Raw genomic sequence first — 22,535 nt, 5'->3', positions numbered from 1 at the left:
GGAGGCGACACGTGGCCGGGCACCGCATCTTCGCGATGAGCTTCGCGAGCATCTATCCGCACTACGTCACCAAGGTGGAGCGCAAGGGGCACACCGTCGCCGAGCTCCACGAGGTGATCACCTGGCTCACGGGCTACGACGACGCCGCCATCGCCCGCGTCGTGGCCGACGAGATCACCGTCGAGGAGTTCTTCGCGGGCGCGCCGGCCTGGAACCCGCACGCAGGTCTCATCACCGGCGTCATCTGCGGGCACCGGGTGGAGGACATCGAGGACCCGCTGATGCAGAAGGTCCGCTACCTCGACAAGCTCGTCGACGAGGTCGCACGGGGCAAGAAGATGTCGTCGATCCTGCGGGGCAGCGCGCCGACCCGCGCGGTCTGAGCCGGGCCCTGCCGGGCCGGAGCCTCACGGGTCCGGTCCTGCCGGGCCGGTCTCGTTCAGGCCGGGTTCGCACTGGCCGCTTTCTCACAGGCCGGCGAGGAGCCCCAGGATCCGTCGGGTCGCGAGTCCCGCGGCCCCGGCGTCGTACGCCGGGTCGTCGGGCTCGGCGAACAGGTGCCCCGCCCCGGGGTACCGGAACAGCTCACCGTGCGGGACGTCGGTGACGTACTCGGCCTCCGCCTCGGGTTCGCGCCACGGGTCCCGCTCGGTGACGTGCACCTGGGACGGCACGTCGCGGGGCCACGTGGCGGACCACCACGACGGCGCGACCGCGCCGTACAGGAAGAACGCCCCGCGCGCGCCGGGACGCGTGAGGACCCCTTCGGCGGCGCGAGCGGCCCCCATCGACAGGCCGCCGTACACGAGCGCGGTCGGCAACGCCGCGGTGGCCTGCGCCGCCCTGGCCGCCAGGACGTCCTCACCGATCGACGACGCGTGCGCCACGCCGTCGTCCACCGTGTCGAAGACGCGCCCCTCGAACAGGTCGGGCGTGTGCACGGTGTGCCCGTGGGACCCGAGCACGTCCGCGAGGTCCCGCACACCCGCGGTGAGGCCCCGGGCGTGGTGGAAGAGCACGATCTCGGTCACCCTCGACAGCGTAGAGGCCGGGAGCCGACCCGCACGCGGTGACGTCAGGCGCAGGTGTCGCAGACCCCCGTGCCGGGGAGCGCCATGTGGCACGTGGGGCACATCGCCGGCGGCGTCTCGGGTTCGGCGACCTTGCGGGCGCGGGGGACCGCCGCCTGTCGTGACGGGGTGCGCGAGGCGATGCGGCGCGCCGGCGCCGAGGGGCGGCCGCCGGAGACCTCGAACCCGCGCTTGGCCAGGATGGTGCCGACGGCGACCTTGCCGGCCGTCATCTCCTCCGGGAGGGCGGCACGTCCGGTCGCGTACCGGTGGGCGACGGCCAGGAGCGCCGTGGCGTCGTAGGACCTGCCCTCGTGCGTGAGCGTGACGCCTGCGGTGGGCGTGAACCCGTAGACGCCGAGGAACGCCTGCGCCCCGCGGTCGTCGTGCTCGGCGATCGCCGAGAGGACGTGCTGGGGCGTGACGGAGGAGAAGGTGGCCATACCGCGAGACTAGGCCACGCTCCGGGCGGTTCGGCAAGGTTGTGCGCTGCTGGGCCCCCACGGGAGTGCGACGTTCGTCTCAGTGGACGCCGCGTCGCGTGCTCGACCGACCCGTGCGGCGCAGGGACCTGGGACGGGGCATCCTGGCCGGGTGCCACCGTGCCTGGCTCGCGCGCACGGGCTCCGCCGTCCTGGGGGTCGCCGTGCTGGTCCTGACGGTGGGCCGGGCGGCGACCTGCAACCCGGTCGCCCGGGCGTCCCACGGCGTCTACGGCACGGCGACGGTGCTCCTCGCGCTGTTCTCGCCGCTCGCGTGGGACGGGCGTCCGGGGAGCGCCGCGGAGGCGACCTGGCACGCCGTGCTCGCCGCGGTGGCGGTCGCCGCCTACCTCGCCGGTGTGGCCGCGGTGCGTGTCGGCCACGGGCCGCGCCCTGGCCGCGCCGGGGCGTTCGACGTCGTCGTCCTCGCGGCGTCGTGCGTGCTCGTGGCGGCGACACTGACGATGCCCTCGACCGCCGGCCTCACCGAGAGGCTGCTGCACGCCGCCGCGATGGCCTGGTACGGCCTGCAGACGGTGTCCGCGGACCGCAGCGCCTGAGGCTCAGTAGCCGGTGTCCGGGTCGACCACCCCGACCAGCGGGTGCCCGGCGACGAAGCGGCCGAGGTTCGTCTCGATGCGACCCCGCAGCAGCGGATCGACCATCTCCGGGGTGTCCGCGGTGTGCGGGGTCACCAGCGCCGTCGGCAGGTCCCACAGCGGATGCCCGTCGGGCAGCGGTTCGGGGTCCGTGACGTCCAGCGCCGCGCCACCGAGCCGACCGGACGCCAGTGCCGTCACGAGCGCACCGGTGTCGACGATGCCGCCGCGCGCGATGTTGACCAGGACCGCGCCGGGGCGCATCGCCGCGAGCTCGGGCGCCCCGACGAGGGCACGCGTCCGGGCCGTCAGGGCCGCGGCGAGCACCACGACGTCGGCCCCGGGGAGCTCGTCGTGCAGGTGCTCCACGGTCACGACCCGCCGGGCACCCGGCACCGGCTCGGGCCGCCGGCGGACCACCACGACCTCGCAGCGGAACGGCACCAGCAGGTCGACGAGGGCGCGTGCGATGCCACCGGCTCCGAGGACGAGCACCCGCGCCCCGTACAGGGTGCTCCCGGCCTCCTCGCCCCAGGAGCGGGCGCGGGCCCTCTCGGGAAGTCGCCGCAGCACCGCGAGGGTCAGGGCGAGGGCGTGCTCGGCGACAGGCTCGGACAAGGCACCCTTCGCCGACGTCCACGTCACGCGTCGGTCGGCGAGCAGCCCGGCGTCACCGTAGGCGTCCACGCCGGCCGACGGCAGCTGCACCCAGCGGGTGCCCGGTGCCGCGTCGAGCGTCGTCCTCAGGTCGGCGACCTCACCCCCGAACCACAGCAGCGCCTCGGTGCGAGGTCCGGCGGGCACCAGGGTCGCCCCGACGGCCTCGGCCGCGTCGTGCACCCAGGACGGTCCGGGGCCGGCGACGCTGATGCCGGGGCCTGCGACGGGCGCGCCCTGGGTCGGGGCGGGATCGGGTCGCGAGGTCATGGCGGCCATCCTGGCACGGGTGCTCGTGGGCGGACCGCGAGCGGTCGTCAGGCTCCGGGTCGGTGCACGTGCACCGGCGCATGCTCGGAGCGCAGGTGCAGCTCGTGGCACAGCAGCTCGACGTCGGTGCTGGTCGTGCAGCCGATCCACAGGGCGTAGGGGCCGGAGCAGGCACACTGGTCGTCGGTGAGCCACTCCTGGGCCCACGCCGACAACGCGGCCGCGAGGACCTCGCCGTGGCGGCGCGCGGGCGGGCCGTCGAGCGGCGCGGAGAGCTCGCGACGCAGGATCGTCCAGCCGAGGCCGCCGGGGGAGCGGGGCGGACCGACGAGGTCGGCGGGGACGTCGTCGGTGCTGTCGAGCTCCAGGAGGACCTGGCCGTAGGTGCACGCCGGGGCCGCCTCCACGAGGCGGCGCAGGTCCGGCAGGTCGGCGGACCCGCCGGCGAGGAGCAGGTGCTGACCGCACCCGTGGGCCTCGGGCGGGCAGGGCAGCACGTGGCTGCGGCGGGTACGGCGACCGCCGGCGTCGTAGGTCACGAGGAGTCCTCTCGATGCAAGGTAAGGCTAACCTCATCACGATTCGGCGACCGTGGCAAGGGTCGTTACCCTGGCGACGGCGCACCACCCCGCGCCGACGCCCGTGCCGGCGCCCGTGCCGGCACCGGTGCCGCCATCGAGTCCCCACCCGGACCGTCGACCTCCGGGGCCACCCGCCCCGCACTGGAGCCATGACCGCACCTCGCCCGGCCGACCCGGCCGACCAGTCCTCCGGCGTCAAGCACTCCCTCGCCGAGGACACCCTCGGCATCCTCACCGGGACGTTCGTCATCTCGCTCGGCCTCTACCTGCTCAAGTCGGTCTCGGCCGTCACCGGCGGCACGGCCGGACTGTCGCTCCTGGTGAGCTACGTGGCCCCCGTGCCGTTCCCGCTGCTCTTCGCCCTGGTGAACCTGCCGTTCTTCCTCCTGGCGATCCGGATGAAGGGCTGGGACTTCACGATCCGCACCGGGGTGTCGATCGCGCTGGTCTCCGGGTTCAGCGTCCTGCACCCGGCGATGCTCGGCGACCTCGACGTGATCCCGGTGTACGGGGTCGTGGCGGGCAACGTGCTCGCCGGCGTCGGGCTGCTCATCGTCTTCCGGCACCGCGCGAGCCTCGGCGGGTTCAACATCGTGGCCCTGATCGCCCAGGAACGGTTCGGCTGGCGGGCCGGCTACGTCCAGATGGTGCTCGACTCGTTCGTGGTGCTGTCGGCCTTCGTCGTCGTCGCGCCCGCCACGGTGCTGCTCTCCGTGCTCGGTGCGGTGCTGCTCAACATGATCCTCGCGATGAACCACCGGCCGGGTCGCTACACCGGGTACTGAGCGTCCTCGACCTGCGCCTCTGCCCGGCAGCGCTGCGGGGCAGAGGCGGCATGGCGGAGCTGTCCTGCGGAATCGGCCCGGCGAGGGCTGCGGTCCGGCGCCCCGGTGAGGGTTCGCCGTCGGCACGATGGGATCGATACGATCGAGCCATGCCACGGAAAGCCCTTGCCGACCTCGCCCACGAGTCCCTCCTCGACGCGGCTCACCCCGTGCGCTCCCTGGTCCGCCTGCTCGCCCTGGAGCCGCGCCGGCTGACGGTGGCGCTGCTCGCCTTCGTCGCCAAGGAGATCCCGCTGTGGTTCCTGCCGGTGATCACCGGCGCGGTGATCGACATCGTCGCCGACGGCGGGTCGACCACGACGGTCCTGGTCTGGTTCGCCGTCGCGGTGGTGCTCCTGGCGCAGAACTACCCGAACCACCTGGTCTACACGCGCAACTTCATGACCGTCGTGCGCAGCACCGGCGCCGCGCTGCGCAACGCCCTGGTCGAGAGGCTGCAGGCGCTCTCCATCGGCTACTACGCCCGGTCCAGCGCCGCGCTCGTCCAGAGCAAGGTCGTCCGTGACGTGGAGAACGTCGAGATGATGCTCCAGCAGGTCACCCACCCGCTGCTGTCGGCCGCGATGGTGCTGGTCGGCGCCGTGACGATGACGGCGATCAAGGTGCCGGAGTTCCTGCCGGTGTACGCCCTGGCGATCCCTCTGGCCCTGCTCATCCGCCGCACGATGGCGAACCGCTCGCGCGACCGCAACGAGCGGTTCCGTCGGGAGATGGAGGGGTTCGCGACCCAGGTGGGGGAGATGGCCTCGCTGATCCCCGTCACGCGCGCGCACGGGCTGGAGCGGACGGCCACGGCGCGGGTGGCGACCGGTGCCGACGACGTGCGCCGCGCGGCGCTCGACCTGGACATGCTCAACGGCCGGGTGAACTCGGTGTCGTGGGTGACGATGCAGTTCCTCGGCGTGTTCTGCCTCGTGCTGGCCGCCCTCGTCGCCCTCAGCGGCGTGGTGCCGATCACCCCGGGCGAGGTCGTGCTGCTCTCGACGTACTTCGGCCTGCTGACCCAGGGGCTCACCCAGGTGCTGAACCTCGTCCCCGTCACCGCCCGCGGCCTGGAGTCCGTCCGGTCCATCGCCGAGGTGCTGACCGAACCGGACCTCGAGCAGAACGAGGGGGGTCGGGTCGTCGACGAGGTCCGGGGGCACCTGCGGCTGGAAGGCGTGTCCCACCGCTACGCCGACGCGACCGAGGACGCGCTGGCCGGCGTCGACCTCGACGTGCCCGCGGGCCGGACCGTGGCGTTCGTCGGCTCGTCGGGATCCGGCAAGTCGACGCTGCTCAACCTCGTCCTGGGCTTCGTGCGCCCGACGGGCGGGCGCATCCTGCTGGACGGTCAGGACATGGCCGAGCTCGACCTGCGCACGGTGCGTCGCTCGGTGTCGGTCGTGCCCCAGGAGTCGGTGCTGTTCGAGGGCACCGTCCGCGACAACGTCGCCTACGGTCTGGACGACCCCTCCGACGAGCGGGTCCGAGCGGCGCTGCGGGACGCGAACGCGCTGGAGTTCGTCGAGTCGATGCCCGAGGGCTGGGACACGGTCGTGGGCCAGCGTGGCGCCCGGCTGTCGGGTGGTCAGCGTCAGCGGCTGGCGATCGCGCGCGCGCTCGTGCGCGACCCGCGCATCCTCTTCCTCGACGAGGCGACGAGCGCCCTGGACCCGGAGGCCGAGGCCACGGTGCGCGACGCCCTGGCCCGCTTGATGCGCGGCCGCACGACGCTCGTTGTCGCGCACCGGCTGTCCACCGTCCGTGGGGCGGACCGCATCGTCGTCCTGGACCGAGGTCGGGTGGTGGAGTCCGGGACGCATGCCGAGCTCCTGGCGCGCTCCGGGCGGTACGCGCGGCTGCACGCCGTCCAGGAGGGTGGCCTGCCGGCCTGATCGACCTGCGCGCCGCGGCAGGCCGGAGGGGCGACCGCCTCCGGCATATCGGTTGCGCACAACTCAATGGTGCGCAACAGTAGGCACGTGCCTGATGCCGGAGCCGCCAAGACCCTCGACCCGCTGCTCTGCTTCGCCGTCTACTCGCTGGAGCGGCGGATCACGCGGCTCTACCACGAGCTGCTCGCCCCGTGGGGGCTGACGTACCTGCAGTACGTCGTGCTGATCGCGCTCGGCGGGAACCGCGGCACGCCGATGTCGGTCGGCGAGCTCGGCAGTCTGCTCGACCTGGACTCGGGGACGCTCTCGCCCCTCGTGAAGCGCCTGGACGCCCGCGGCCTCGTGCGGCGGGAGCGGTCCGCGCGCGACGAGCGGGTGGTGGTCGTCTCCCTGACCCCCGCCGGGGAGGCGGTGCACGGGGAGCTGGGCGACGTCCAGCGCTGCCTGGCCGAACGGATGCCGCCCGACCAGGCGGCTGCCGTCGAGCTGCGGGAGCAGCTGCGGCAGGCCAACGACTTCCTGACCGGTCATGTCGGACCCTGACGCGACCGCACGGCGACGAGAGGAGAGCACGATGATCACCACGATCGGCTACACCGCAGAGGCCCTGTCCACCGGAGGTGGCCGCGACGGGCACGTCCGGTCCGACGACGGACGTGTCGACCTGGAGATGGCCCCGCCGAAGGGGCTGGGCGGCTCGGGTGAGGGATCCAACCCCGAACAGCTCTTCGCGGCCGGCTACGCCGCCTGCTTCCACTCGGCGCTGCAGGGGGTCGCCCGGTCGCAGAAGATCACGCTCGCCGACACCTCCGTGGGTGCTCGGGTGCACATCGGGTCGAACGGTGACGGAGGGTTCGAGCTGGCCGTCGAGCTCGAGGTGGTCGTGCCGGGCGTGCCCGCCGACCAGGCCCGGGCGCTGGCGGACGCGGCGGAGCAGGTCTGCCCCTACTCCAACGCCACCCGCGGCAACATCGACCTCAAGGTCACCGTCGTCGACGGCTGAGGATCCGGCGCGCGGTGGTGGGCACAGGCGGTGCCCACCACCTTGCGTGTGCGCCGGGGCGGCGCCCAGGTCGGGGTCCCGGAGCGGTGCCGCGGGCACCGGGGGCGCCGCGGCGGACCGTCGGCGCACGGGAGCAGGCGAGATGCTGGCGCCGACCGCGGGCGCGTACAGTACGGGTCGTGAATGAACGTGGAGCAGGAATCGGCCAGGTCGACAGCACGGACCAGCTCGCGCAGGGGCGCGTGCAGCTGCAGTCCACCGACACCTGGATCCCGGACGGTCTGGCGGAGGTCAGTCGTCGCGCCGCGGCCGAGGGCATCGTGCTGCTGAAGAACGACCACGAGGTCCTGCCTCTGGGTGGTAGCGCTCCCATCGCCGTTTTCGGTCGGGTCCAGCAGGACTACTTCACGGTGGGTTACGGCTCCGGCGGCGACGTGCGCCAGCCCTACCTGTGGAACCTCGTCGACGCGCTGCGGGCCGACCCCGGGGTCCGGATCGACACCGCCCTCGCGGACCGCTACGCGGCGTGGTGCGAGGAGAACGCCGTCGAGGCCGAGCCCGAGTGGGGCACGTGGCCGCGGTCGCACCCCGAGATGCCGCTCACCGACGCCGAGGTGGCCGAGGTCGCCGGCCGCGCCTCCGTCGCGCTGGTGGTCGTCGGGCGCGCCGCCGGAGAGGCCCGTGAGCAGGCGCTCGAGCCCGGCAGCTTCTACCTCACCGACGACGAGCGCACGCTGCTCTCGCAGGTCACGGGCGCGTTCGAGCGCACCGTCGCGGTGATCGACACGGGCAACGTCATCGACCTGGGCTGGACGCACGAGTACGACCTGGACGCCGTGGTGCTGGCCTGGCAGGGCGGCATGGAGTCCGGCCGCGCCGTCGTGGACGTGCTCACCGGCGCGGTCCCCGCCGGCGGCAAGCTCACCGCCACGATCGCCGACACCTACGACCACTACCCGAGCGCCGGTCACTTCGGTGACGAGGAGTTCAACGAGTACGTCGAGGACGTGTTCGTCGGGTACCGCTACTTCGAGACCTTCGCCCCGCAGCACGTGCTCTACCCGTTCGGGTTCGGGCTCGGCTACACGACGTTCGACGTGCGCGACGTCGCCGTGACGCACGACGGCCGTGCCGTCGTCGTGCGGGCCGAGGTGACGAACACGGGGGACAGGCACGCCGGGACCGAGGTGGTCCAGGTCTACGTGCGTGCCCCGCACGGGCTCCTCGGGCGTGCGACGCGCCACCTCGTCGCGTTCGCCAAGACCGCCGAGCTCGCCCCGGGCGCCTCGGAGCAGGTCGAGATGTCGTTCGACCTGGCCGACGTCGCAGCGTACGACGACGCGGGCGTGACCGGGCACCGGTCCGCCTACGTCCTCGAGGCGGGCGACTACGAGGTCCTCGTCGGCACCGACGTCCGCTCGGCGGCGGGTGCCGGCGTCGTGGCCGTGCACGAGCTGCAGGTCGTGCGCCGGCTGACCGAGGTCGCCGCACCCCACCCCGAGCGGCTCTTCGAACGGCTCGTCGCCCGGCCGGGGGACGCCGGCACGACGGAGCGCGGCTACGAGAAGGTGCCCGCGGCGACCGTCGAGCGGCGTGACCGGGTGCAGGCGGCGATGCCCGCCGCGGTCGCGCGGACGGGCGACGTCGGCACGACGCTGGCGGACGTCGCGGCGGGGCGCGCCGAGCTCGACGACTTCGTGGCACAGCTCGACGACGACGAGCTCGAGGCGCTGTCGCGCGGCGACTTCACGATGGACTCCCCGCTGGGTGCACCGGGCAACGCGGGTGCGCTGGGCGGCACGATCGAGTCCCTGCGTGCCAAGGGCGTGCCCGCGCTCACCACGACCGACGGACCCGCCGGCATCCGGCTCGCGACGCACACCGCGCTGCTGCCGAGCGGGACGGCCCTCGCCGCGACGTGGAACCCGGCACTGGTCGAGGAGCTCAACGAGCTGCTCGCGGTCGAGATGGCGGCCAAGGGCTCGGACGTCCTGCTCGCGCCGGGCATGAACATCCAGCGCGACCCGCTCTGCGGGCGCAACTTCGAGTACTTCTCGGAGGACCCGCTGGTGACGGGCGTGATGGGTGCGGCGACCGTCCGCGGCATCCAGAGCGGGGGACTGGCGGCGTGCCCCAAGCACTTCGCGGCCAACAACCAGGAGGCCAACCGTGAGTACAACGACTCGCGGGTGTCCGAGCGGGCGCTGCGCGAGATCTACCTGCGGGGCTTCGAGATCTGCGTGGCCGAGGCCGCACCGCGCACCATCATGACGTCGTACAACAAGGTCAACGGGGTGTGGATGCACTACCACCACGACCTCGTGACCACGGTGCTGCGCGGCGAGTGGGGATTCAGCGGCGCCGTCATCACCGACTGGTGGATGCGCGAGGCCGTCGACCCCGACTTCCCCGCCCTGAGCAACGACGCCTACCGGGTGCGCGCCCAGGTGGACGTGCACATGCCCGGCGCCTGGAACCGGGACGACCGGCACGGTGACGGCTCGTTGCTCGCCTCGTTGCGCTCGCCCGACGGCGTCACCCTCGGCGAGCTGCAGCGCACGGCCCGCAACGTGCTGCGGCTCGTGCTGTCGAACCCACGCCTGGACGCCGCCCGCTGACGCACGGGCCCGACGCCGACGGCGCCCGACCGGACCATCCGGTCGGGCGCCGTCGGCGTGTGCGGGCCCCCGCCCGGTTAAGATCGTGCCCCCGACCCCCCTGCTGGAGGCGTGAACAGCACGTGAGCGCGACCCGGTCGTCCGACGACGACCACCGTCACCGTCAGAGGCACCGTCACCGTCACTGTCACTGTCACCGTCACGGGCACCGTGGCAGTCGCCGTCCGGCGCCGCGACGGAGGGCGGGGACGTGCTGACGACCTGGCTGACGCTCCTCGCCGGGCTCGTGGCCATCGCGGTGATCATCGCCGCGAACGGCTACTTCGTGGCCCAGGAGTTCGCCTACATGTCCGTGGACCGCTCACGGCTGGGCTCGAAGGCGGCCGCGGGCGACGCCACGGCGCGACGTGCGCTGGCCGTGACGCGCCGGACGTCGTTCATGCTCTCCGGCGCGCAGCTCGGCATCACGGTGACGGGCCTGCTCGTCGGCTACGTCGCCGAGCCGCTCGTCGGGGAGTCGCTCGGCGAGCTCCTCGGCGTCGTGGGTGTCCCTGCCGGGGCGAGCATCGCGGTCGGCACGGTGCTGGCGCTCGCCGTCTCGACGGTCGTGCAGATGATCTTCGGTGAGCTGTTCCCCAAGAACCTCGCGATCGCCTCGCCCGAGCCCCTCGCGCTCGGGCTGGCGCGGTCGACCCAGGTCTACCTGGCGGCGTTCGGCTGGTTGATCACGGTCTTCGACCGGTCGGCGAACGCGGTGCTGCGGCTGGTGCGGATCGAGCCCGTCCACGACGTCGACTCCAGCGCCACGGCGGCCGACCTGGAGCACATCGTGGCCGACGCCCGATCCAGCGGCGACCTGCCGGCAGACCTGTCGATCCTGCTGGACCGCATCCTGGACTTCCCGCACCGCGACGTCGAGCACGCCATGGTGCCCCGGTCGCGCGTCGACGTGGTCGCCCCGCGGTCCCGCGTGGGGCAGGTGCGCCGCATGATGGCGACCGCCCACACCCGGTACCCGGTGCTGCACGACGACGAGCCCGTCGGCGTCGTGCACCTCCTCGACGTGCTGGACGCCGACGACGACCTCGAGGTGGCGCAGGTGATGCGCCCGGCGGTCGTGGTGCCGACGCTCATGCTCCTGCCGGACGCGCTCGGCGAGCTGACGCGCGTGCGCCAGCAGCTCGCGTGCGTGATCGACGAGTACGGCGGGTTCGTGGGCGTGCTCACCGTCGAGGACATGGCGGAGGAGGTCGCCGGGGAGATCACCGACGAGCACGACCACGGCGCGGTCGACGAGGTCGTCCCGGACGGCGACGACGCCTGGCGGACCTCCGGCGACATCCATCTCGACGAGGTCGAGCGAGCGCTCGGCCACGCCCTGCCCCGGGGCGACTTCGAGACGCTCTCCGGGCTGCTGATCTCGCACGCGGGTGGTCTGCCGGCGTCGGGCGACGTCGTGGACGTCCTGCTGCCGGTCGACCCGGCCGACCTCGCGCTGGAGGAGCCGCCGCGACGCGTGCTGCGTGCCGAGGTGCTGGCGGTGCGCCGGCGCGTGCCCGCCGCGGTGCGGCTGACCGTCGTGGACCTGGCGCCGGAGGACGTGGCCCTTCTCGCGGACGACCCGGACGACAGGAGCGGACGATGACCGAACCCTGGGTCGTGGTGCTGGTCACCATCGCGCTCATCGTGCTGAGCGCGTTCTTCGTCGTCATCGAGTTCGCCCTGCTGGGCGCCAGGCGGCACCGGCTCGAGGAGGCCGCGGCGACGAGCCGGGGCGCCCGGTCCGCGCTGCGTTCCATGAACGAGCTCACGGTGATGCTCGCGGGCGCGCAGCTCGGCATCACGGTGTGCACCTTCGCGCTCGGTGCCGTGACCAAGCCCGCGGTCGACGCCTGGCTGACGCCGCTGCTGGAGGCCGTGGGCCTGCCCGCGTGGCTCGCGGACTCCCTGGCGTTCGCGCTCGCCCTCTTCGTCGTGACGTTCCTGCACCTGGTGGTGGGGGAGATGGCGCCCAAGTCGTGGGCGATCGCGCACCCCGAGCGGTCCGCCGTCCTGGTCTCGCCGCCGGCGCGGGCCTTCGTGTGGGTGTTCCGGCCGCTGCTGCACTTCGCGAACTCGGTCGCCAACCGGCTCGTGTCCGCCGTCGGTGTCGAGCCGGTGGAGAGCGCGGCCGTGGGCGGGCAGGACGCGGAGACGATCCGCCACCTGGTCGAGCACTCGGCGCAGGTCGGCGCCCTCGACGCGGCGGTGCACTCGCCGATCGCCGGGGCACTCGACCTCACCACGCGGACCGTCCGGTCGTTCGTCGTCCCGGAGGCCGTGCCGACGTCGGTGACCCGCAACGCGACGGTCGCCGACGTCCAGCAGGCGGCGCGTCGCAGCGGGCACCTGCGGATCGTCGTCGAGCCGGACGGGACCGGCGAGCCGGGCGTGGTCCACGTCCGCGACACGCTCCTGGAGCCGGCGGACCGCCTCGTCGGCGCGCTCGCCCGCCGGGCCCACGTCGTCGGCCCCGACGATCCGGTGCACGCGGCTCTGGCAGGGATGCGCCGGGCGAGCGAGCAGCTCGCGGTGGTGATGGAGGACGGGCGGGTCCTGGGTGTCGTCACGCTGACTGACGCGCTGCACACCGTCATCCCGCGGTCGTCGCGCTGACGGAGGGCACCTCCGACGGTCGGGCACCTCCGACGGTCGGGCACCTCCGATGGTCGGGCACCTCCGATGGTCGGGCACGTCGTGGTTCTCGGGCACGTGCCGGCGCCGGCGGTGGTTCAGTGCCGGGTGCGCGCGGCCCCCGTGGCCTGCAGGGCGAGGGCGAGGTCGACGAGGTCGCGCGGCCGGTCGGTGCTGCGGCCCGTGAGCTGCTCGAGCCGGTGCAGCCGGTTGGTGACGGTGTTGCGGTGGCAGCCGAGCACGGCGGCGGTGGCGGCGGCGTTGCCGTCCGCGTCGAACCACGCGCTCAGCGTGCCCAGCAGGACGTCGCGTTCCTCGGGCGGCCCGGCCAGCACCGGGCCCAGCACCCGGAGGGCGAGCGCACCGGCGAGGTCGTCGCCGCGGTGCACGATCGCCTCCGGGAGCCGGTCGGCGAGGCGGACCGACCCGCCGGTCGGCGCCGTCATCGACAGGGCGAGGTCGGCGAGGCGGCGCGCCTCGTCGACGCGGGCGAGCGAGGTGACGGGCAGTCCCACCCCGGCGCGCACCGTGGGGGCGGCGGCCGACGTCAGGTCGACGTCCACCTCGCGGTCGTCGTCCACGCGCACGATGCCGTGGTCCACCGTGGTGGTGGTGTGCCAGTGGGCGCTGCCGGGCGCGGTCAGGGCGGCGCGGACGCCGACGCGCTCCGCCGGCGTCGCTCCGGCGACGGCGACGACCAGGTACGTGCCGTGCGCGGGGCTGCCGAGCAGGACGGCGAGGCGGGGCACGTCCGCGAGGCGGCACGTGCCGTCGAGCAGGGCCCCGACCAGGTCGTGCCGGGTGGGACCGGCGTCCTCGACGGGCGCGACAGGTCCAGTCGCGGCGGTGGCTGGCACGGCGGTGAGCGTGGATCGAGGCATGGGTCCCTCCCGGCGGGTGCGACGACGGTGGCGCACCCGCCATCGTGACATACCGGCCAGTCGGTCTCTAGTCGGGTGCTGGGACGAGCCTCGCCAGCTCGGTGCGGGACCGCACCTGCAGGGCGGCGAAGATGTTGCGCAGGTGGCAGTCGACCGTGCGCACGCTCACCCCGAGACGGTCCGCCACGTCCCGGTTGGTGTCACCCGCGGCCACGTACCGGGCGATGCGCCGCTGGTGCGGCGTCAGACGTCCCAGCGCGGCGCCCGGCGCGCCCTCGTCGTCCGTGGTCGCCGCCCCGGCCGAGCGCAGCTCGGTGCGGGCGACCGTCGCCCACGCCGGCGCGCCGCACCGCTCGAAGAGCACGACCGCGGCGCGCAGACGCTCGCGGGAGTCGACCGGACGCCGGGCGCGTCGCAGCCACATGCCGTGCAGCAGCGCGGTGCGGGCACGCTCCAGGTCGGCGTCCGGCCCCACGTGCGCCGCGTCCGCGGCGCGGAAGAGGTCGTCGCCGTCGTCGCCGTCGGTCACCAGGGCCCGGCAGCGCAGCACCAGGGCGGGGCCGTGCGGGTCGTCGGCGGCGCTCGACCACGCCGCGAGCTCGTCCACCAGGGTGGTCGCCCCGTCCAGGTCTCCCGCGAGCCACCCGGCCTCCACGCACGTGGGGATCACCAGCCCGCGCAGGGCGAAGTGGGCGTTGCCGTCGCCACGCAGCAGCGAGGTCAGCCTGGTGCGGGCGTCGGCGAACCGTCCCTGGCCGACCTCCGTGCGGGCGCGCGCCCACTCGGCGAGCGTCACCGGCTGGCACAGTCCGTGGCGTCGCGCGATGTCGGCAGCCGCCGCATGGCGGACCGCCACGTCCCACGGCCCCTGCACGGAGGCGACCAGCGCGAGCACCGCGTGGTGGTGCGCCGCGGCGTTGACCTGCCCCGCCTGCCACGCGGCACGCAGGCCGGTGGTCGCGTGCTCGCGGGCCATGGCGTGCCGGCCCGCGCGCAGCTCGGCGTACGCCAGGCGCTCGCTGGCCCGGGCGCGGGCCGGACCGTCGTCCGCGGACCGGGCGACGGCGAGCGCGCGGGCAGCGATGCGGCCCGCCTGCCGTACCTCGCCGAGCAGCAGCGCGGAGTCGCAGGCCGTCAGCAGGTCGGCGGCGCTCTCGCGCACGGCTCCCTCCTCCGCGGCGGCACGCAGGGGGCCGGCGGCGTCGAGGGGGCGTTCGGTGAGCAGCGCGTGCATGCCCTCGAGGTGGTCGCGCACCAGCCCGGTCGGTCCGGCGTCGAGCGCGGCCGACAACGACGTCAGGCACGCGGTCAGGTCGCCGGCGGACCAGGCGACCTCCAGCGAGGCGAGCGCCACCGCGAGGGACTCCTGCGGTCGTCCGGCCAGGGCGTGACCCGCGAGGCCCAGGCTCGCCAGCGCGTCCGAGGTGGGTCCGTGGGCGTGCAGCCGCAGGCCACGTTCGAGGTCGTCGTGCCCCCGCTGGATCGTCGTCGGCTCCATGAGGTGATGCTAGGGACCGCCGCGCGGGGCGCCACCGGCCGGTGTGTCCGGGCACTCGGGGGTCTGTGCGCGGGCACAGGCCGGCGGTGGCCGCCCAGGGCGACCACCGCCGGCCGTCGACCGTGCTCAGAACGGGCAGGTCGCCTCGTACTTCTGCACGTCCAGGTCCCAGGACGAGGGTCCGGGGCAGACGAACTGCGAGTAGCGGGTGTCGTCGTCGACGAACCGCTTGAGCCACGAGATCGAGTACTTCGCGATCGTGGTGTCGGAGGTGTTCGGCGCGAAGTGCGACGCCCCGTTGAGCTCGAGGTACGCCTTGGGCAGGTTCCGCGGCAGCGAGGAGTAGAAAGGCTCCGCGTGCGAGTAGTGCGGCGCGACCGTGTCGTACTCGGCGCCGAAGATCAGCGTCGGTGTCCGCACCTCGCCCCAGGTCTTGTCCGTGTGCCAGGGCGTCAGGGGGATGGCTGCCTTGATGTCCGGGTTGTCGGCCACCGCGCGCAGCGTGCCGCCGCCGCCCATCGAGTGCCCCATCAGGGCGAGACGGTCGGGGTCGATCCGGTCGGCCACGCCGCTCGAGGAGCTCGTGAGGTGGTCGAGGGCCGCCTGGAGCTGGCGTGCCCGCTGGTCCGGCTGGTCGTAGATGGTGTTCGTCGCCATCGTGAGCACGACGAAGCCCTGGGACGCGATCCGCGGGCCGAGCCAGGAGATGCTCGACTCCGTGCCCGTGTACCCCGGCGAGACGACGACGGCGCCGAAGGTGCCGTCGGAGCGGGTCGTCGGATAGTAGATCGTCCCCCCGCCGAAGCCGCTGACGAGGCTCGACACCCGGGACGACGACACCGAGTAGGAGCCGCGCGACGCCTCGATGCTGTTCTCGGTCGGGTTCGGGCCGCGCTCGTACGGGTTGTCGGCCGCCGACGCCGGACCGGCGGCGAGCGCGCCGCCGACGGCGACGGCCAGTCCGGCCAGGATCCCGGTGACGCGGTGGTGCACCCGGCGGGTGCTGGTGGAGTGCTGCACGTGTCGTCCTCTCTGACAGGGCACGCGTCGCCCGGTCGTCGTCGGTGACGCCGGGCCAGCGGCGCGTGCCGTGGCTGCAGGACCACGGTGCACCGCGGTCCGCACCACGGTCATCGGCAGGATCGCCGGTCTCCGCGCGCTACGGTGTGCGCACGGCACGGGGTGCGCCCGTCGGGCGCTGAGATCACACCCGTCGAACCTGATGCAGCTGACACTGACGAAGGGATGTCGCCCCGTGGCACAGGACCACCCGCACCGCACCACCCCTGACCGCGCCGCCCCTGACAGCACCCCGTCCGGCCGCCGGGACCCGTCTCCCCGGGTGCCGCGCGTCCTCGCCGTCGCCGGGTCCGACCCGTCGGGCGGCGCCGGCATCCAGGCCGACCTGAAGGCCGTCGCGGCCTGCGGCGGCTACGGCATGGCGGTCGTGACCGCGCTGACCGCCCAGAACACCCGAGGCGTCACGGGGGTGCACACCCCGCCCGCGGACTTCGTCACGCTCCAGCTCGACACCCTCCAGCGCGACGTCGTGATCGACGCCGTGAAGATCGGCATGCTCGCCACCGCCGACGTCGCCGACCGCGTGGACCGGTGGCTGGGCCAGGTCGATTCCGATCCCCACCGACCCGCCGTGGTGCTCGACCCCGTGATGGTCGCGACCTCGGGCGACCGACTCCTGGATCCGCCCGCCGAGCGGGCCGTGCGCGCCCTGCTGCACCGCGCCGACGTCGTCACCCCGAACCTGCCCGAGCTCGCCGCCCTGCTGGACGAGGACGTCGCCCACGACTGGGAGACCGCGCTGCACCAGGCCTCGGCGCTCGCGGAGCGCTACGACGTCCTGGTCGTCGCCAAGGGCGGGCACCTCGTCGACGACGACGTCCCGGACGCCCTGGTCGGACCGCGTGGTGTGCTCGCCCAGGTCGTCGCGCCCCGTGTGCGGACGACGGCGACCCACGGCACGGGCTGCTCGTTGTCGAGCGCGATCGCGACCCGTCACGCCGTCGTCGACGACTGGGCGCTGGCGCTGGCACAGGCCAAGGAGTGGCTGACGGAGGCGATCCGGCACGGTGCGGCGCTGGGGGTCGGCGGCGGGCACGGACCCGTCGACCACTTCGCCGCGCTGCGTGGGGCGCTGGTCGCACCGTTCCACGCGTCCCGCTGAGAGGTCGGACACCGACCAGGTCGATGCGTCGGACACCGACCCGCCGGGAGCAGTCGGGTACCCGGGGGGCGTCAGTCGAACATGTCCCCGATGTCGTCGAGGATCCCGCCCAGGACCATCCCGCCGAGGACCGCCCCGAAGGCCCCGGACCCGCCGACCCCGCCGCGCGGACGCCCACCGGCGTGCTGGGCGCCCCAGTGCTGGCCGTGGGAGGCGCGGGCGATGTCGCGGTGTGCGAGCGTGGCGGCCTCCGCCGCCAACGAGGCGGCCCGGCGTGCGGTGTCGACCGCCTGCTCCGGCTCGCTCAGCGTGCGGGCCGCGGCGAGCTCGCGCTCCGCCTCGGCCAGCCGGGTCCGCGCGTCCGGCCCCACCGGCGCACGGTAGTCCTCCACCACGGCGCGGGCGGTGGCGATCTGGCGGGCCGCGTCGTCGAGCGCCGGGGTCAGCTGGGCGGCCGCACGGCGGGTGCGGCCGTCGTGCTCGAGCCGACGACGCACGGCGTCGTCGAGCGCGGTGCTGGCCTGACGGACCCGGGTCAGGCTGCCCACGGGGTCGGCCGGTGCGCCCGGCGCCGGCAGGGCGTCCAACGCCTCCTGCAGGGAGTCGACCGCCGCGTCGACGGCGCCCGAGCGCTGGGGCGCCGGCAGCGCCCGCGCCTGGGCGAGCTCGTCGCGGGACTCCGCGACCATCGCACCGAGCGCCGCCTCCGCCGTCAGGGCGTCCGCCTCGAAGTCCCGCACCGCCTTGAGCAGCCCTTCGGCACGCCCGACCGACTCCTCGGCGGCGCGGGCCGTCGCCGAGGCGCGCCCCGGGTCGCCGTCGTCCAGGGTGCGCCGCGCCGACGCCAGCCCACGACCGGCGAAGTCCAGGAGGCGGGCCGCCTGGTCCGGGTTGTCGGCGACGGGACGCAACGCGGCGGGCGTGTACCTGTCGGCGAGCTCGGCCAGGTCGCGACGCGCCGAGGCGACCGCGTCACGCACCCGGTCCGTCTGCGCGGCGATCCGGTCCAGCGCGTCCGGGGTCGCACGTGCCGCCCGGCGGCGCTCCGCGAGCCCCTGCTCCAGGGTGTCCAGCACCGACTCCGCGTCGCGGCACAGGCCGACGATCCTGGCCGACCAGTCCCGTCGCTCGGTGTCCGTGTCCGGCACGTGGTCGTGCAGGAGCTGGTTGAGGTGGAACGCCTCGCGCACCTGCTCCCGCGCGCGCCGCTGGTGGCCGACGAGGTCGGCGACCCCGTCCGTGCCCAGCTCGGCCTCCGCGAACGCCAGCTCGTCCTCCGCCAGGCGGGTGCGCTCGTCGGCCCGCACCAGCGCCGACCCGGCCTGCGTGGCCAACCGGGTCAGCTCCGACTCCGTGTCCGCGGCCAGGCCGCGTCGACGACGCCCCGTCCACGCCACCACGGCCACCAGTGCCGTCACCACCAGCACCGCTCCCGTCACGACCCCCACGACCTGACCTGCGTCCATGGCCCGCATGCTACGGGTTCACCGCCGCAGGACCGAGCAGAGGTCCGGGACCCGGCAGCCCCCGCGACGATGTGCCCGGCAAACCATGTGGGGGAGTGGTGAGAGAATGGCGACGATGCCCACCCAGAAGGACCCCGACAGTCCCACCCGCACCCCGTCCGAACGCCCCACGCCCGCCGGCTCACAGCTGAGCACCCTGGCCTCCGTGCGGCGACTGCTGCCCCACGTCCGCCCGGCGATGTGGCCACTCATCGGCGGGCTCTTCGCCGCCCTGGGCGCCAGCCTCGCCGCCCTGGCCATACCTCGCGTCCTGCAGACCCTCGTCGAAGGACCGCTCGCCGCCGGGATCGCCGACCACGACCGCACGGCGCTCGTGTGGCCCGTCCTGGCCGTCCTCGCCCTCGGGCTCGCCGAGGCCGGACTCATCCTGCTGCGCCGCAACCTCGTCATGTACCCCGGCACCCGCGTCGAGGCCGCCCTGCGCACCACCCTCTTCCGCCACCTCCAGGAGCTCCCGGCCGCGTTCCACGACCGCTGGCCCGGCGGGCAGCTCCTCAGCCGCTCCATGGGCGACCTCGGGCTCCTGCGCCGCTGGATGGTGTTCGGGCTGCTCCAGCTCGTCGTGTCCACCATCACCATCGTCGTCGGCGTCGGCATCCTGCTCGCCACCGCCGGATGGCTCGGCCTCGTCTACCTCGCCGGCGCCATCCCCGTCACCGTCATCGCCTTCCGGTTCTCGCGGCGCTACCGCGTCATCGCGCGCCTGTCCCAGGACCAGTCCGGCGACCTCGCCACCACCGTCGAGGAGTCGGTGCACGGCATCCGCGTCCTGAAGGCCTTCGGCCGCGGCGGCGACGCCCTGCGCAGCTTCACCGGCCAGGCCGAACAGCTGCAGCGCACCGAGATCCGCAAGGCCTCCAACCAGGCGACCGTCACCACCTCCCTGCAGCTCATCCCCGAGCTCACGCTCGGCGTCTGCCTCGTGCTGGGCGTCTGGCTCGCCTCCGAGGAGCAGATCACCGTCGGCGGGCTCGCCGCGTTCTTCCTCACCGCCGCGGTCATCAACGGCCCCGTCGTCGACCTCGGCACGACGCTCTCCATGACGCTCAACGCCCGCACCGCCATCGACCGCTTCTTCGAGGTCATGGAGACCCCCAACACCCTCGCCGACCCCACCGACCCCGTGGACCTGCACCACGTGCGCGGCGAGATCCGCCTGGAGGACGTCACCTTCCGCTACGAGGACGACGACCGACCCGTGCTCGACCACGTCGACCTCACCCTGCCCGCCGGCACCACCACCGCCCTCGTCGGGCTCACCGGCTCGGGCAAGTCCACCCTCGCGATGCTCCTGCCCCGCGTCCACGACGTCACCTCCGGCGCGGTCCTGCTCGACGGCACCGACCTGCGTCACGCCCGACGCAGCGACGTCCGCCGCGCCGTCGCCGTCGCCTTCGAGGACCCCACCCTGTTCTCCGCCTCCGTCCGCGACAACGTCCTGCTCGGCGTCGACGACGACCTGCCCGACCACGTCCGCGAGGAGCGCCTCCTCGAAGCGCTCGACGTCGCCCAGGCCGGCTTCGTCCACGACCTGCCCCACGGTCTCGACACCCGCATCGGCGAGGAAGGCCTCTCCCTGTCCGGCGGACAGCGCCAACGCCTCGCCCTCGCCCGCGCCATCGCCGCCCGGCCACGCGTCCTCGTCCTCGACGACCCGCTCTCCGCCCTGGACGTCAGCACCGAGGAAGCCGTGACCGCCCGCCTGCGCGACGTCCTCGCCGGCACCACCAGCCTCGTCATCGCGCACCGCCCCTCCACCGTGGCGCTCGCGGACCGGGTGGCCGTGCTGGTCGACGGGCGCGTCTCCGTGGTCGGGACGCACCGCGAGCTGCTCGCCACCGACGCCCACTACCGGTACGTGATCGCCTCCCTCGAGGACGACTGGGACCACCACGAGCACGAGACCACGGAGGTGTCCCGATGACGGGCCGCGACCACGGTCGGCGCCCCACCGGTGCCGACGCCGACGACGCGACGAGCCTGGACGCCGCGACCTCCACGGCGGTGCGCCGCCGGTCGCTGGGCCTGCTGGGTCAGCTGCTGCGCCCGCGCTGGAAGGCCCTGGCCTGGGCGGGTCTGCTGGTCGTGGTGAGCACGGCCGGGCAGGTGGCGGGTCCGCTGCTGGTCCAGGCCGCGATCGACACGGCCCTGCCGGCCCTGCGCGACGGGGACCCGGGCCGCCTGGTCGCCGTCGGGGTCGCCTACGTGCTCGCCGCCGTCCTCGGCGGGGTGTGCGCCGGTGCGTACGTGCGCGCCGCGGCACGGGTGGCGCAGAGCGTCCTGCTGGAGCTGCGGCGGCGCGTCTTCCGGCAGACGCAGCGCCTGTCGCTGGAGTTCCACGAGTCCTACACCTCGGGCCGCGTGATCAGCCGGCAGACGTCGGACCTGGAGGCGCTGCGCGAGCTGTTCGACGGCGGCCTGACGGGCGTCGTCTCCTCGATCATGCTCATGCTCTTCACCGGTGCGGCCCTGTTCTGGGTCGACTGGCAGTCCGGCCTGATCCTCGTCGCGGCGCTCGTGCCCGCCTGGTTCCTGACGCGCTGGTTCCAGCGCCGGTCCCAGCTGTACTACCGCGAGCAGCGCACGGCGTCCGCCCGCCTCATCGTGAAGTTCGTCGAGACGATGACGGGGATGCGGGCGGTGCAGGCGTTCCGTCGTGAGCCGACCACCTTGGCCGAGTACTCGCGGCTGGGGGAGGAGTACCGCGACGCGAACCTGCGCATCTTCGGCGTCAACGGCCGCTACCAGCCGGGGCTGATCCTCATCGGGAACGTGACGGTGGCCGTCGCGCTGGCCTGGGGCGGGTGGCGTGTGGTGGGCGGCACGATGGAGGTCGGTTCGCTCATCGCGGTGCTGCTGTACGTCAAGCGGTTCTTCCAGCCGATCCAGCAGCTCGGCATGTTCTACAACGCGCTGCAGTCGGCGGTCGCCGCCCTGGAGAAGGTCTCGGGGCTGCTGGCGGAGGAGCCGACCGTGGTGGAGCCCAAGCACCCGACCCCGCTGCCCCACGCGCGCGGTGAGGTGGTGCTGGACCACGTCAGGTTCGCGTACGGCGACGGTCCGGTGGTCCTGCCCGACCTCCATCTGACGATCCCCGCGGGCCAGACGGTGGCGCTCCTCGGCACGACGGGCGCCGGGAAGTCGACGGTCGCCAAGCTGGTCACGCGCTTCTACGACGCGAGCGACGGCGTGGTCGCGCTGGACGGTGTGGACGTCCGTGACGTCTCGACGAAGGACCTGCGCCGCGCCGTGGTGATGGTGACCCAGGAGGCGTACCTGTTCAGCGGGTCGGTGCGGGAGAACATCGCTCTCGGTCGGCCGGACGCCTCGGACGCCGAGGTCGAGGCCGCGGCGCGCGCGGTGGGCGTGCACGACTTCGTGTCGAGCCTGCCGGACGGCTACGCCACGGACGTGAACAAGCGTGGCGGGCGGATGTCGTCCGGGCAGCGGCAGCTGGTGAGCTTCGCCCGGGCGTTCCTCGCGGATCCGGCGGTGCTGGTCCTGGACGAGGCGACGAGCTCGTTGGACGTGCCGGGGGAGCGGCTGGTGCAGCGCGGTCTGCAGACGCTGCTCGCGGGGCGCACGGCGATCATCATCGCGCACCGCCTCTCGACCGTGGAGATCGCCGACCGGGTGCTCGTGATGGAGCACGGACGGGTCGTCGAGGACGGAGCACCGGGCGACCTGGCTGCCGGGGGCGGACACTACGCGAGGCTCAACGACGCGTGGCAGGCGTCCCTGATCTGAGGAACTAGATTCCAGACCGACCGGCC

General features: G+C 74.0%; 20 protein-coding genes and 1 riboswitch. Of the genes, 12 read left to right on the top strand and 8 right to left on the bottom strand.

The window, feature by feature from the left end:
- Positions 1 to 35 precede the first annotated feature (35 nt).
- Positions 36 to 383, top strand: coding sequence for a DUF2200 domain-containing protein (locus ACNHYB_RS03025; RefSeq protein WP_418276902.1), 348 nt, complete (start codon positions 36 to 38; stop codon positions 381 to 383).
- Positions 384 to 467: 84 nt separating this feature from the next.
- Here the strand turns inward: ACNHYB_RS03025 and ACNHYB_RS03020 are convergent, their stop codons facing one another.
- Positions 468 to 1,031 carry a dienelactone hydrolase family protein gene (locus tag ACNHYB_RS03020; RefSeq protein ID WP_418276900.1) on the bottom strand — a complete coding sequence of 188 codons (564 nt, stop codon included), beginning with the start codon at positions 1,029 to 1,031 and terminating at the stop codon, positions 468 to 470.
- Positions 1,032 to 1,075: 44 nt separating this feature from the next.
- A complete protein-coding gene (locus ACNHYB_RS03015) occupies positions 1,076 to 1,513 on the bottom strand; it encodes a hypothetical protein (protein ID WP_418276898.1) in 438 nt (145 codons plus the stop codon).
- Between the two features lie 98 nt (positions 1,514 to 1,611).
- Between ACNHYB_RS03015 and ACNHYB_RS03010 the strand changes: the two genes are divergently transcribed.
- On the top strand, positions 1,612 to 2,112 hold the full coding sequence (locus tag ACNHYB_RS03010) for a hypothetical protein (protein ID WP_418276897.1): 501 nt from the start codon (positions 1,612 to 1,614) through the stop codon (positions 2,110 to 2,112).
- Positions 2,113 to 2,115: 3 nt separating this feature from the next.
- Here ACNHYB_RS03010 and ACNHYB_RS03005 read toward each other — a convergent pair whose 3' ends face one another.
- Together ACNHYB_RS03005 and ACNHYB_RS03000 are read right to left on the bottom strand one after the other, a co-directional pair.
- Positions 2,116 to 3,078 (bottom strand): NAD(P)-dependent oxidoreductase, encoded by a 963-nt coding sequence (locus ACNHYB_RS03005; RefSeq protein WP_418276896.1) that lies wholly within the window; start codon positions 3,076 to 3,078, stop codon positions 2,116 to 2,118.
- Positions 3,079 to 3,125: 47 nt separating this feature from the next.
- On the bottom strand, positions 3,126 to 3,617 hold the full coding sequence (locus ACNHYB_RS03000) for a hypothetical protein (RefSeq protein WP_418276895.1): 492 nt from the start codon (positions 3,615 to 3,617) through the stop codon (positions 3,126 to 3,128).
- Between the two features lie 191 nt (positions 3,618 to 3,808).
- On the opposite strand from ACNHYB_RS03000, the gene ACNHYB_RS02995 reads away from it, so the two are divergent.
- The 7 genes from ACNHYB_RS02995 (at position 3,809) to ACNHYB_RS02965 (ending at position 12,657) form a co-directional block, all read left to right on the top strand.
- A complete protein-coding gene (locus ACNHYB_RS02995; RefSeq protein ID WP_418276894.1) occupies positions 3,809 to 4,444 on the top strand; it encodes a YitT family protein in 636 nt (211 codons plus the stop codon).
- A gap of 149 nt (positions 4,445 to 4,593) precedes the next feature.
- Positions 4,594 to 6,381 carry an ABC transporter ATP-binding protein gene (locus ACNHYB_RS02990; RefSeq protein WP_418276893.1) on the top strand — a complete coding sequence of 596 codons (1,788 nt, stop codon included), beginning with the start codon at positions 4,594 to 4,596 and terminating at the stop codon, positions 6,379 to 6,381.
- A gap of 87 nt (positions 6,382 to 6,468) precedes the next feature.
- A complete protein-coding gene (locus ACNHYB_RS02985) occupies positions 6,469 to 6,924 on the top strand; it encodes a MarR family winged helix-turn-helix transcriptional regulator (RefSeq protein WP_418276892.1) in 456 nt (151 codons plus the stop codon).
- Positions 6,925 to 6,955: 31 nt separating this feature from the next.
- The gene (locus tag ACNHYB_RS02980) at positions 6,956 to 7,384 is read left to right on the top strand and encodes an organic hydroperoxide resistance protein (RefSeq protein ID WP_418276891.1); all 429 of its coding nucleotides are present in this window, start codon (positions 6,956 to 6,958) and stop codon (positions 7,382 to 7,384) included.
- 179 nt (positions 7,385 to 7,563) lie between these two features.
- Entirely contained in the window at positions 7,564 to 10,002 is a 2,439-nt protein-coding gene (locus ACNHYB_RS02975) for a glycoside hydrolase family 3 protein (protein ID WP_418276890.1), read from the top strand.
- Positions 10,003 to 10,252: 250 nt separating this feature from the next.
- Positions 10,253 to 11,647 (top strand): hemolysin family protein, encoded by a 1,395-nt coding sequence (locus ACNHYB_RS02970; RefSeq protein ID WP_418276889.1) that lies wholly within the window; start codon positions 10,253 to 10,255, stop codon positions 11,645 to 11,647.
- Positions 11,644 to 12,657 (top strand): hemolysin family protein, encoded by a 1,014-nt coding sequence (locus ACNHYB_RS02965; protein WP_418276888.1) that lies wholly within the window; start codon positions 11,644 to 11,646, stop codon positions 12,655 to 12,657. The genes ACNHYB_RS02970 and ACNHYB_RS02965 overlap by 4 nt, the downstream gene beginning before the upstream one ends.
- Before the next feature lie 116 nt (positions 12,658 to 12,773).
- On the opposite strand, the gene ACNHYB_RS02960 is transcribed toward ACNHYB_RS02965, so the two are convergent.
- The 3 genes from ACNHYB_RS02960 to ACNHYB_RS02950 form a co-directional block, all read right to left on the bottom strand.
- The gene (locus ACNHYB_RS02960; protein WP_418276887.1) at positions 12,774 to 13,532 is read right to left on the bottom strand and encodes a PucR family transcriptional regulator; all 759 of its coding nucleotides are present in this window, start codon (positions 13,530 to 13,532) and stop codon (positions 12,774 to 12,776) included.
- A 91-nt stretch (positions 13,533 to 13,623) separates the two neighbouring features.
- Positions 13,624 to 15,054: a helix-turn-helix transcriptional regulator gene (locus ACNHYB_RS02955; protein WP_418276886.1), complete on the bottom strand. Its 1,431-nt coding sequence runs from the start codon at positions 15,052 to 15,054 to the stop codon at positions 13,624 to 13,626.
- A gap of 126 nt (positions 15,055 to 15,180) precedes the next feature.
- Positions 15,181 to 16,074, bottom strand: a complete 894-nt coding sequence (locus ACNHYB_RS02950; protein WP_418276885.1) for an alpha/beta hydrolase family protein — start codon at positions 16,072 to 16,074, stop codon at positions 15,181 to 15,183.
- Positions 16,075 to 16,222: 148 nt separating this feature from the next.
- A riboswitch (TPP riboswitch) is annotated at positions 16,223 to 16,317 on the top strand.
- On the opposite strand from ACNHYB_RS02950, the gene thiD reads away from it, so the two are divergent.
- Positions 16,310 to 17,236 carry a bifunctional hydroxymethylpyrimidine kinase/phosphomethylpyrimidine kinase gene (gene thiD, locus ACNHYB_RS02945; RefSeq protein ID WP_418276884.1) on the top strand — a complete coding sequence of 309 codons (927 nt, stop codon included), beginning with the start codon at positions 16,310 to 16,312 and terminating at the stop codon, positions 17,234 to 17,236. Its footprint overlaps the riboswitch before it by 8 nt.
- A 71-nt stretch (positions 17,237 to 17,307) precedes the next feature.
- Here thiD and ACNHYB_RS02940 read toward each other — a convergent pair whose 3' ends face one another.
- A complete protein-coding gene (locus ACNHYB_RS02940) occupies positions 17,308 to 18,702 on the bottom strand; it encodes a hypothetical protein (RefSeq protein ID WP_418276883.1) in 1,395 nt (464 codons plus the stop codon).
- A gap of 115 nt (positions 18,703 to 18,817) precedes the next feature.
- Between ACNHYB_RS02940 and ACNHYB_RS02935 the strand changes: the two genes are divergently transcribed.
- Entirely contained in the window at positions 18,818 to 20,686 is a 1,869-nt protein-coding gene (locus ACNHYB_RS02935; protein ID WP_418276882.1) for an ABC transporter ATP-binding protein, read from the top strand.
- The gene (locus tag ACNHYB_RS02930) at positions 20,683 to 22,509 is read left to right on the top strand and encodes an ABC transporter ATP-binding protein (RefSeq protein WP_418276881.1); all 1,827 of its coding nucleotides are present in this window, start codon (positions 20,683 to 20,685) and stop codon (positions 22,507 to 22,509) included. The genes ACNHYB_RS02935 and ACNHYB_RS02930 overlap by 4 nt, the downstream gene beginning before the upstream one ends.
- Positions 22,510 to 22,535 lie beyond the last annotated feature (26 nt).

It is taken from the genome of Isoptericola jiangsuensis, assembly GCF_048320105.1.
Lineage (GTDB): Bacteria > Actinomycetota > Actinomycetes > Actinomycetales > Cellulomonadaceae > Isoptericola > Isoptericola jiangsuensis_A.
The sequence above is the reverse complement of the archived record's forward strand: the minus strand, read 5'-3'. Positions and strand labels throughout refer to the sequence as shown.